At 62.2% G+C, this 10,522-nt stretch carries 8 protein-coding genes; 6 read left to right on the top strand and 2 right to left on the bottom strand.

Going from position 1 to position 10,522, the window contains the following annotated elements:
• The first annotated feature begins 11 nt into the window (after positions 1 to 11).
• The 6 genes from cyoA (at position 12) to ISP15_RS11325 (ending at position 7,729) form a co-directional block, all read left to right on the top strand.
• Positions 12 to 974, top strand: coding sequence for a ubiquinol oxidase subunit II (gene cyoA, locus ISP15_RS11300; RefSeq protein ID WP_404547440.1), 963 nt, complete (start codon positions 12 to 14; stop codon positions 972 to 974).
• 52 nt (positions 975 to 1,026) lie between these two features.
• A complete protein-coding gene (gene cyoB / locus ISP15_RS11305) occupies positions 1,027 to 3,000 on the top strand; it encodes a cytochrome o ubiquinol oxidase subunit I (RefSeq protein WP_404547658.1) in 1,974 nt (657 codons plus the stop codon).
• On the top strand, positions 2,993 to 3,631 hold the full coding sequence (cyoC, locus tag ISP15_RS11310) for a cytochrome o ubiquinol oxidase subunit III (protein WP_404547441.1): 639 nt from the start codon (positions 2,993 to 2,995) through the stop codon (positions 3,629 to 3,631). The genes cyoB and cyoC overlap by 8 nt, the downstream gene beginning before the upstream one ends.
• Positions 3,628 to 4,026 carry a cytochrome o ubiquinol oxidase subunit IV gene (cyoD, locus tag ISP15_RS11315; protein WP_404547442.1) on the top strand — a complete coding sequence of 133 codons (399 nt, stop codon included), beginning with the start codon at positions 3,628 to 3,630 and terminating at the stop codon, positions 4,024 to 4,026. Before cyoC ends, cyoD begins: the two co-directional genes overlap by 4 nt.
• A gap of 107 nt (positions 4,027 to 4,133) precedes the next feature.
• On the top strand, positions 4,134 to 4,916 hold the full coding sequence (locus ISP15_RS11320; protein ID WP_404547443.1) for an SURF1 family protein: 783 nt from the start codon (positions 4,134 to 4,136) through the stop codon (positions 4,914 to 4,916).
• A 662-nt stretch (positions 4,917 to 5,578) separates the two neighbouring features.
• Positions 5,579 to 7,729: a S53 family peptidase gene (locus ISP15_RS11325; protein WP_404547444.1), complete on the top strand. Its 2,151-nt coding sequence runs from the start codon at positions 5,579 to 5,581 to the stop codon at positions 7,727 to 7,729.
• Positions 7,730 to 7,812: 83 nt separating this feature from the next.
• On the opposite strand, the gene ISP15_RS11330 is transcribed toward ISP15_RS11325, so the two are convergent.
• Together ISP15_RS11330 and ISP15_RS11335 are read right to left on the bottom strand one after the other, a co-directional pair.
• Positions 7,813 to 8,964 carry an alkaline phosphatase family protein gene (locus ISP15_RS11330; RefSeq protein WP_404547445.1) on the bottom strand — a complete coding sequence of 384 codons (1,152 nt, stop codon included), beginning with the start codon at positions 8,962 to 8,964 and terminating at the stop codon, positions 7,813 to 7,815.
• A gap of 102 nt (positions 8,965 to 9,066) precedes the next feature.
• Positions 9,067 to 10,479 (bottom strand): mannose-1-phosphate guanylyltransferase/mannose-6-phosphate isomerase, encoded by a 1,413-nt coding sequence (locus ISP15_RS11335; protein ID WP_404547447.1) that lies wholly within the window; start codon positions 10,477 to 10,479, stop codon positions 9,067 to 9,069.
• Positions 10,480 to 10,522: the final 43 nt, after the last annotated feature.

Genomic DNA, 10,522 nt, shown 5'->3' on the forward strand with positions numbered 1-10,522 from the left:
CGGGTATGTCCATGAAGGCTTTCCGCGGACTGCTAGTGCTTGCCGCTGTCCTGTCGCTGACGGGCTGCCATACGGTGCTCATGTCGCCATCCGGCGATGTCGCCTTGCAGCAGCGCAACCTGATCATCGTCTCGTTGATCCTGATGCTGCTGATCGTAGTGCCGGTGATCGTGACCGTGCTGGTCTTCGCCTGGCGTTACCGCGCGAACAACCACAAGGCCAAGTACGATCCGGAATGGGATCATTCCACCATCGTGGAATTGATGATCTGGGCGGCCCCGTTGCTGATCATCATCGCCTTGGGCGCGGTCACCTGGGTCAGCGCGCACAAGCTCGACCCGTACCGGCCGCTCGACCGTCTGGCGCCCGGCAAGCCGGTACCGGCAGGCATGAAGCCGCTCGAGGTCGACGTGGTCGCGCTCGACTGGAAATGGCTGTTCATTTATCCCGAACAACACATCGCGGTGGTGAACGAACTGGCCGCGCCGGTGAACCGGCCGATCCATTTCAACCTCACCGCCTCGACCGTCATGAACTCGTTCTTCATTCCCGCCCTGGCCGGCCAGATCTACGCCATGCCGGGCATGCAGACCACGTTGCAGGCGGTGATCAACAAACCGGGCGATTACACGGGTTTTTCGGCCAACTACAGCGGCGCGGGATTCTCGTACATGGATTTCACCTTCCATGGCCTGAGCGAGGGTGACTTCGCCAAATGGGTGACGCGCGTCAAGGGCAGCGGCGACCGGCTTGATCGCACTTCCTATGCATCGCTGGAAGCGCCCAGCGAGCGCAACCCGGTGCACTATTACGGCAGCGTGGCGCCCGGCCTGTACGGGTCCATCCTCAACCGTTGCGTCCATCCCGGCGTTGCGTGCATGAACATGCTCCGCACCCCGGAGTCCGGTGAGGAACCGGAGGCGGCCGCGCCTTCCAGCAACCATGACGCCATGTCGATGGCTCACCCACAGTGAATCACGCCCCGGTGCCGCGATGACCCTCCAAGATCCTGATCTCGCCAAGCTGCTGTTCGGACGCCTGAACTGGGCTTCCTTCCCTTTGCACGAGCCGATCCTGGTGGGTACGTTCATCGCGGTGATGCTCGGCGCCGTGGCGCTGCTCGGCGTGGTGACCTATTACCGCCTTTGGGGCTACCTCTGGCGCGAATGGTTCACCAGCATCGATCACAAGAAGATCGGCATCATGTACATGATCCTGGGCCTGGTGATGCTGCTGCGCGGCTTCTCCGACGCCATCATGATGCGCGCGCAGCAGGCCATGGCCTTCGGTCCGAACGAAGGCTTCCTGCCGGCAGAACACTACGACCAGGTGTTCAGCGCGCACGGCATGATCATGATCTTCTTCGTCGCCATGCCGCTGATTACCGGCCTGATGAACTACGTGATGCCGCTGCAGATCGGGGCGCGTGACGTAGCGTTCCCGTTCCTCAACAATTTCAGTTTCTGGATGACGGTAGCCGGCGCCATGCTGGTGATGAGTTCGCTGTTCATCGGCGCTTTCGCGCGCACCGGCTGGCTGGCCTATCCGCCGCTTTCGGAGTTGGCATCGAGCCCGGACAGCGGCGTGGATTACTACATCTGGTCCTTGCAGATAGCCGGTGTGGGAACCACGTTATCGGGCATCAACCTGCTCGCCACCATCATCAAGATGCGTGCGCCGGGCATGAGCATCATGAAGATGCCGATCTTCTGCTGGACCGCGCTGTGCGCGAATGTGCTGATCGTGACGGCTTTCCCGGTGCTTACCGCTACGCTGGGGCTGCTGGCGCTGGACCGTTATGTCGGTACCCATTTCTTTACCGCCGACAACGGCGGCAACATGATGATGTACGTCAACCTGATCTGGGTGTGGGGCCATCCGGAGGTGTACATCCTGATCCTGCCGGCGTTCGGCATCTTCTCCGAAGTGACGTCCACTTTTTCGCGCAAACGCCTGTTCGGTTATGCCTCGATGGTGTATGCGACGGTGGTGATCACGGTGCTTTCCTACCTGGTATGGCTGCACCACTTCTTCACCATGGGTTCGGGCGCGAGCGTCAACTCGTTCTTCGGCATCACCACGATGATCATCTCGATCCCCACGGGCGCGAAGATCTTCAACTGGATGTTCACCATGTACCGCGGCCGCATCGTTTTCGACGTGCCGATGTTGTGGGTAGTGGCGTTCATCGTGACTTTTGCGATCGGTGGCATGACCGGCGTGTTGCTGGCGGTACCGCCAGCGGACTTCTCCTTGCACAACAGCCTGTTCCTGGTTGCGCATTTCCATAACGTGATCATCGGCGGCGTGCTGTTCGGCATGTTCGCAGGCATCAATTACTGGTTTCCGAAGGCGTTCGGCTTCCGGCTCGATCCGTTCTGGGGCAAGTGCTCGTTCTGGCTGTGGGTGACGGGTTTCTATTTCGCCTTCATGCCCTTGTACCTGCTGGGCCTGATGGGCGTGACGCGCCGCCTGCGCCATTTCGACGATCCGGCCCTGCAGATCTGGTTTGAGATCGCGGCATTCGGTGCGTTCCTGATCCTGCTTGGCATCCTCGCCATGATCGTACAGTTCGCGGTGAGCATCCTGCGCCGCGAACAGCTGCGCGACGTGACTGGCGATCCGTGGCATGGCCGCACGCTGGAATGGTCCACCTCCTCGCCGCCGCCGCCGTACAACTTCGCCTTCACCCCGCAGGTGCATGACGTCGATGCGTGGTGGCAGATGAAGCAGTACAACTATCGCCGGCCGGTGCAAGGGTTCCTGCCCATCCACATGCCGAAGAACACCGGCGCGGGCTTCATCATGGCGGCGCTGAGCTTCGTGTTCGGCTTTGCCATGGTCTGGTACATGTGGCTGCTTGCGGTGGTGTCGTTCGTGGCGTTGCTGGCCGTGGCGATCGGACATACCTTCAATTACAACCGCGACAAATACATACCCGCCGATGAGGTGGCCCGCATTGAAGCATCCCGCGCGGAGTTGCTAGCCAGCCATGTCTGACATGACCATGACCGTAAGCGGGGGCAGCGGCGCAGAGGAAGCGCTGCGCTTCCACGTGGCCGAGGGCCACCATCCGGAAAACGCCACGCTGCTGGGTTTCTGGTTGTACCTGATGAGCGACTGCCTCATCTTCGCCTGCCTGTTCGCCACCTATGGCGTGCTCGGCCATGACTACGCGGGCGGTCCTTCCGCCGCGCAGGTGCTGGAGCTGCCGACGGTGGCGATCAACACCATGCTGCTGCTGTTTTCCTCGATCACCTACGGCTTCGCCGTGCTGGAAATGCAACAGAATCGCCGCGGACCGATGATGGCATGGCTGATCGTCACCGGCTTGCTGGGCGCCGGCTTCATCACGCTGGAGCTGATCGAGTTCACGCATCTGGTGTCGATCGGCGCGGGGCCACAGCGCAGCGCATTCCTGTCCTCGTTCTTCACCCTGGTAGGCACGCATGGCCTGCACGTGACCTGCGGCCTGATCTGGATGGTGGTGCTGCTGGTGCAGGTCGGCAGGAAAGGCCTGACTGCGGCCAACAAGCGGCGGCTGATGTGCCTGTCGATGTTCTGGCATTTCCTCGACGTGGTGTGGGTGGGCGTTTTCAGCTTTGTCTACCTGATGGGAGTGCTGCCATGAGCGAACACCTCCAGCACGGCCACGACGACGGCCATCACGAGCATGGCGATGACGGCGTGGCCGCCATCCACGTTACCCTGAAGGGCTATCTCACCGGGTTCGGATTGGCCGCGATCCTGACCGCCATTCCGTTCTGGCTGGTGATGTCGGGCGCGTTCGCCAAATCCGGCCCGGCCTCCGTGCTGATCCTGATGCTGGCGGCGATCCAGATCGTGGTGCACATGGTCTATTTCCTGCACTTGAACACGAAGTCGGAAGGTGGCTGGAACATGCTTGCGCTGGTCTTCACCATCGTATTGGTGGTGATCGCCTTGAGCGGATCGATCTGGATCATGTACCACCTCAACGACAACATGACGCCGTCGATGATGCAGGACACGCGCAATTTGCCGTAAGTACGGCCCGTCGCGTCAGGTTTCCTGTCCATCCGGCGGCGATGCCTGCCTGCGCCGGAATGACGCGAGGCAGGTCCACGGATCGCAGCGCATGCGATCATGGCGCCATGGTTTCCGAAACGACTTCTCCCTACGACGCGCCCCGCCAGCCCCGTGGTCCGCTGGCGCTGATCCTGCTTGCCATCTTTGCCGCGGGCCTGTTCGTCGGCTTCATTTCTTTGGGCAATTGGCAGGTGCGACGGCTGGCATGGAAGCGCGAATTGATCGCCCATGTCGACCAGCGCGTGCATGCGCCGCCGGTGGCGCCGCCGGCGCCCGACCAATGGAGCGGTGTCAACGCCGGGGACGACGAATACCGCCACGTGCGCCTGCACGGCGTTTTTCTCAACGATCGCCAGACCCTGATCTGGACCGCCACCGACGAAGGCAGCGGCTATTGGGTCATGACACCCTTGCAGATGGCCGACGGCGCCATCGTGCTGGTCAATCGTGGTTTCGCGCCCGCCGATTGGTGTGGCCGCGAAGGGCATTGCGAACCTGGTCCCACCGGCGAAACGACCGTCACCGGACTGCTGCGGATGTCCGAACCGCCGGCGTTCATGCGCCACAACGATCCGGCTCACAACAGCTGGTACACGCGCGACGTCGGCGCCATCGCCGCGGCGCGCGGACTTGCCGACGTGGCCCCTTACTTCGTCGATGCGGATGCCGCGCCTGCCGGCGGCCCATCCGCATGGCCGAAGGGCGGCAAGACCGTCATCCAGTTTCCCAACAACCATCTCAGCTACCTGATCACCTGGTATCTGCTCGCGTTGATGGTGCTGGCCGGCAGTATCTATGTGGGCTACGACGAATACCGCTTGCGCACCCGGTCGCTGGATAAGGTATAGGCGGAGCCGATTCGTCCTTGCGACGCTGGCTGCGGGCCGGGTAGATAGCTTCGCGTTGCCATGCGGATGATTGGCTGCTGCCGAGATCGGACCAGCGCGCTTTCGGGAGCGGCGCTGCACGTCGTGGCGATAGTCGTCGATTGCATACACCGGCGACCCGATACGTTTGAAAAACGCGCGGCGCAATGCCGACTGTGCGCGGATACCGCATCCCATTACGGCCATGCCGCATGCTGCGTCATTACTGCTGTTTTTTAACGGGCAGCCGGGCGTGGGCGCGATGCCAACACGCAAGTAAAAGCCGAGTGTGTCATTTAGATCGAGATACTTGCGGACGTGTGCGCGAGCAGTTGTCGTTTTTCGTCGCCATGCCCGTTTGCGCAGTGACGCGGGAAATTTTACGCCTACAAAAAACTGTGACCGACTTCATGTGATCGTCATCTATCGGTCATGCAGGGCCCATGTTAGAAAGATGCCGGGGCGAAAATGACGGCGAACCAGGGCAACAGTCGCAACATTTTCAGCACTGTGTGGTGAGGGGATTTTTTACGTGATTGTGGATTTGCGTTTGGCGCTTCGTGCCATCGCCATGCCGCCGTCGTGATGGCATGCGTGGCTTTCCGCGACGTCATTTCTTATGGAAATCTTGGGGAGACATACACGTGAGAGTTGGATTTGTACGTCATGGCGGCCATGGTGCTGCCAAGTTTGTGTTGACCGTATTGGCCATGGGCCTTGCATCGGCCTACGCCATGAGTAGCCATGCCGCCACGATTGGCTTGCTGTCCAGGCCGCAGATTACGCAGGCCCCGAACAATAACGATCGCGTTACCCTGGAAGGAAACGTATCGCCCTTCGCCACGGCCAGCAATGATCGCGGCCGGGTGGAAGACGCCACCGTGCTGGATCATATGTTCCTGCAGTTGAAGCGCCCCGCCGACCGGGAGGCGGCGCTGGAAACGTTCATGCAGCAACAGCTGACCAAAGGCTCGCCGAATTACCACCAGTGGCTGACGGCTGCCGAATTCGGCCAGCAATACGGCCCTTCGCAGATGGATATCGATACGGTGACCAGCTGGCTGAAGTCGCAGGGTTTCACCGTGAACCGCGTGTACGACAGCGGCATGACCATCGATTTCTCCGGTACCGCTGGCCAGGTGCATAGCGCGTTCAATGCCGAGATCCATCATTTGAGCGTCAACGGCGAGAACCATATCGCCAACATGAGTGATCCGCAGATTCCGGCGGCATTCGCGGCGGCAGTGCAAGGGGTGGTGTCGTTGAACGATTTCCGCCCGCACGTGAACTTCAAGCCGCATGGCGATTACACCTTCACCAGCGGCAGCAGCACCTACCAGGCGGTGACACCGGCCGACCTGGCAACGATCTACAACCTCAATCCGCTGTTCAATGCCGGCATCAACGGCAGCGGCCAGACCATCGTGCTGATCGAAGATACCGACGTATACAAGACGGCGGATATCACCACTTTCCGTTCCACTTTCGGACTGCCGACCGCCAATTTCAGCCAGGTGCATCCGAGCAGCTGCACGGACCCGGGCGATGTCGCCGGCAATGACGGCGAAGCCGAACTGGACGTGGAATACGCCGGCGCCGCCGCTCCCAGCGCCACGCTGGAGTTGGCGTCGTGCAAGGATACCTCGACCACTTTCGGCGGCCTGATCGCGGTACAGAACCTGATCAACGGTTCGTCCGTGCCCAAGATCATGAGCATCAGCTACGGCGAGTGCGAGGCGGAGAACGGAGCCACCGCGAATGCCGCCTATGTGTCGGCCTACCAGCAGGCCGCAACCGAAGGCGTGTCGGTATTCGTTTCCTCCGGCGACGAAGGCGCGGCCAGCTGCGATGCCGACGAGAGCAACGCTACTCATGGCGTCGGCGTGAGCGGCTTCGCTTCCACGCCGTACAACGTGGCGGTGGGCGGTACCGATTTCGGCGACACCTATGCCGGCACCAGCAGCACGTACTGGAGTTCGAGCAATACGTCGACCTATGGCTCGGCATTGTCGTATATCCCGGAAATTCCGTGGAACGACTCCTGCGCCAGTGCCTTGCTGAGCAAGGCGGCAGGCTACAGCACGCCTTACGGCACGAGCGGCTTCTGCAACAGCAGCGAGGGCAAGGAGTATTACCTGACCACGGCTTCCGGCAGCGGTGGCCCCAGCGGTTGCGCCAGCGGCAAGCCCAGCACCTCGGGCGTCGTCAGCGGCACCTGCAAGGGCACGGCCAAGCCGTCGTGGCAATCGATACTCGGCAACCCGGCCGATGGCGTGCGTGATATCCCGGACGTCTCGCTGTTCGCGGCCAACGGTGCGTGGGGCCATTACTACGTGTATTGCTACAGCAACACCAAGGGCGAGGGCGTGGCTTGTACCGGTGCCCCGAGCGGTTGGGCCGGCGCGGGTGGCACCTCGTTCGCAGCACCGATCATGGCGGCGATCCAGTCGCTGGTTAACGAGCACAACAACCTGACCGGCGGCGCGGGTAACCCGAACCCGGTCTACTACTCGCTGGCCAATACCGAGTACGGCTCATCGGGCAGCAGCACCTGCAACTCCAGCAACGGCAATACCGTGGGCAGCTCGTGCATCTTCTATGACGTTACCCAGGGCGACATGGACGTGAACTGCACCGGCACGCACAGCTGCTACAAGCCTTCGAGTACTTACGGCGTACTGTCGACGTCGACTTCGGCCGACGCTCCGGCCTATGGCACGGGCACCGGCTGGGATTTCGCCACCGGTATCGGTTCGGTGAACGCCTACAACCTGGTCTACGCATCCAACTGGTAACTGCCGCCGTTACGAACGCTGCGGATCGACAAGCCCCCTGGTTCTTGCCAGGGGGCTTCTTCTTTCCGCGTTATCCGAACGAGTTACTTTTGTGGGATGGGACGGGCGGTGAACACGTCGCTGCCAAATGTACGCAGGCGGTTGTCGCCGGCATATCCCAGGTGCGGCAGGCCGAAGATGTCCTCGAGGCTGCGCAGCAGGCTGTAGTGGTTGTACGGCACGTCCGACCTGGTACCCGGTGCGATGAAAGGCGACAGCATCACGGCGCCGATCACGCCGCCTCCCGGTCCGAACTGGCCCGGCCGCGGGCCGCCGGGCAGGCCTTTTTCGTTGCAGCAGGCGGTGCCGTCGGTGCCTTCGTCGAAGGTAATGATCAGCAGGCCATCCTGCTTGAACGCCGGGGAATCCATGATGCGCGGCACCCAGGTGCGCAGGAACGCATTCGCCGAAATCAGGCCGCCTTGCTCGCCATTCTTGCATGGCGCGTCATGGCCGTCGTGGCAAAGGTTGGGCGTGATATAGGCGAAGTTTGGCGTGCTGTCGACGTGTGCGAGATCGGCGCTGAGATGGTCCAGGTTCACCACGCGGCTATCGCAATACTTCGCATCGTCGATGATTGCGTGGAAGTAGACGAATGGATTGTGCTTGGCGGCGTATTGGTCTTTCGGGGTAGCGTGGCTGGTGGGATCCTTGGCGCCGACCGCGACATGTCCGCAGGTGGCCGCTTCCCGCGACGGATCGGCGCCCATGTCTTCCATGTAGGCCTTCCAGCTCAGGCCGGCATCGGTCAGCTGGTTGGCGATGGTGCGCACGCGCTTGGGGTAGACGCAGCCGGTGCCCGGCAGTTGCCCGTTCGCATCGATTTTGCCGGTGGGCACGAATTCGCCGAAGGTGGTGCAATCGTTTTGCGTGGCGGGATTGGGGGCTTGCCCGCTGATCATCGCCAGGTAGTTGTCCAGGCTGTAATGGCCGATACCGTAGTACTGGCTGAGCAAAGCTCCCTGCCTGGGCAACTCGTGCGCGAGATAAGGCGCGAGCGACTGCTGGCCAAACGTCACCGCATAGGATTCGTTCTCCAGCATGATGATGAAGACGTGGCGTACCGGCACGCTGCCCGCGGTCGGCGCCGCCAGGCACGCCACCGGCACGCACAGCATGGCAACCAGGATAGTGAGGCGAAGACAGGCATGCGTCAGCCGGCGACGCATACGTAGTACATGGGATACATGGGACATCCGCGGGTTCCTTGAGCCGTCGCCCCGAGCGACATGCACGGGGCAACGGCTATTGCAACCGCCTTGCGCGGCAGGATCAAGTCGCGCGGGTAACGGGTCTGCTCAGGAGCGCCCGTAAACGTCGTCGAAGCGGACGATATCGTCCTCGCCGAGGTAGCTGCCGGATTGCACCTCGATCAGCTCCAGCGGCACCTTGCCCGGATTGCGCAACCGATGGACGCTGCCGAGCGGGATGTAAGTGCTCTGGTTTTCGGCCATCAGGAACACCTTGTCGTCGCAGGTCACTTCGGCCGTGCCGGACACCACGATCCAGTGCTCGGCGCGATGGTGGTGCTTTTGCAGGCTCAGGCTGGCGCCCGGTTTCACCACGATGCGCTTGACCTGGAAGCGGCCGCCCGCTTCGAGCGAGTCATAGCTGCCCCACGGGCGATGCACTACGCGATGGAAGGAGTGTTCGCTGCGGCCGGAAGCCTTCAGCTGGTCGACTACTTTTTTCACGTCCTGGGCGGCATCGCGATGCACCACCAACGTGGCATCCGGCGTGCTGACCACGATCAGGTCGTCCACGCCCACGGTGGCGATCATATGGCGATCGTGCGAACGCAGCAGCGAATTGCGGGTGTTGACCGCCAGCGTATCGCCCTCGCGCTGGTTGCCGTGCTCGTCATGCTGGCCGGACAGCCACAACGCCGACCACGAACCGATATCGCTCCACGCGCAGCTGACCGGAATGACCGCGGCGCGGGAGGTTTTTTCCATCACCGCGTAATCGATGGAATTGTCGGGAACCTTGGCGAAGGCTTCGGCGTCCACGCGCACGAAATCCAGGTCGCCATGGCCGGTGGCGTAGGCTTCGCGCACCGCGGCCAGCATGTCCGGCGCGTGCTCGCCCAGTTCTTCCAGGTAGCGGGCGGCCTTGAACAGGAACATGCCCGAATTCCAGTCATAGCCGCCGTCCTCGACATAGCTCCGGGCGGTGGGCTGGTCCGGCTTTTCCACGAACCGCTCGACGCGGAACGCATGGGTATCGATCGACTCGGCCCGGCGGATATAGCCGAAGCCGGTTTCCGGACGGTCCGGCCGGATCCCGAACGTCACCAGCCAGCCCGCGCGCGCGGCCGGAAGCGCCTGCTGCACCGCGTTGGTAAAACTGGCGGGATCGCCGATCAGGTGGTCGGCCGGAAGCACCAGCAGCAGCGCGTCCGGGTCGCGCTCCAGCGCTTTGAGGGCGCCCAGGGCGATGGCGGGGGCGGTGTTGCGGGCAACTGGTTCGAGCAGAATGCTGGCGCCTTCCACGCCCGATTCCAGCAACTGATCGGCGGCCAGGAAGCGGTGATCTTCACTCGCCACGATGATGGGCGCGCTGACCTCGGGCAGTTTCTGCGTGCGGGCAACCGTCTGCTGAAAAAGCGTGCCATCGCCGCTGAGCGACAGGAACTGCTTGGGCAGGTTGCGGCGCGAGACCGGCCAAAGGCGGGTACCGCTGCCGCCGCTGAGGATGAGGGGAATCAGCATGATCAACCTATCAGTGAAGTTATATCGTCCGGAACCCGCACGT

Source organism: Dyella jejuensis (assembly GCF_044904675.1).
In the GTDB taxonomy this organism is placed as follows: domain Bacteria; phylum Pseudomonadota; class Gammaproteobacteria; order Xanthomonadales; family Rhodanobacteraceae; genus Dyella_B; species Dyella_B jejuensis.

Bases quoted from the DNA above. Each gene is read 5' to 3' on its own strand.
- cyoA (WP_404547440.1), top strand. From the start codon at position 12: ATGAAGGCTTTCCGCGGACTGCTAGTGCTTGCCGCTGTCCTGTCGCTG.
- cyoC (WP_404547441.1), top strand. From the start codon at position 2,993: ATGTCTGACATGACCATGACCGTAAGCGGGGGCAGCGGCGCAGAGGAA.
- cyoD (WP_404547442.1), top strand. From the start codon at position 3,628: ATGAGCGAACACCTCCAGCACGGCCACGACGACGGCCATCACGAGCAT.
- ISP15_RS11320 (WP_404547443.1), top strand. From the start codon at position 4,134: ATGGTTTCCGAAACGACTTCTCCCTACGACGCGCCCCGCCAGCCCCGT.
- ISP15_RS11330 (WP_404547445.1), bottom strand. From the start codon at position 8,964: ATGTCCCATGTATCCCATGTACTACGTATGCGTCGCCGGCTGACGCAT.
- ISP15_RS11335 (WP_404547447.1), bottom strand. From the start codon at position 10,479: ATGCTGATTCCCCTCATCCTCAGCGGCGGCAGCGGTACCCGCCTTTGG.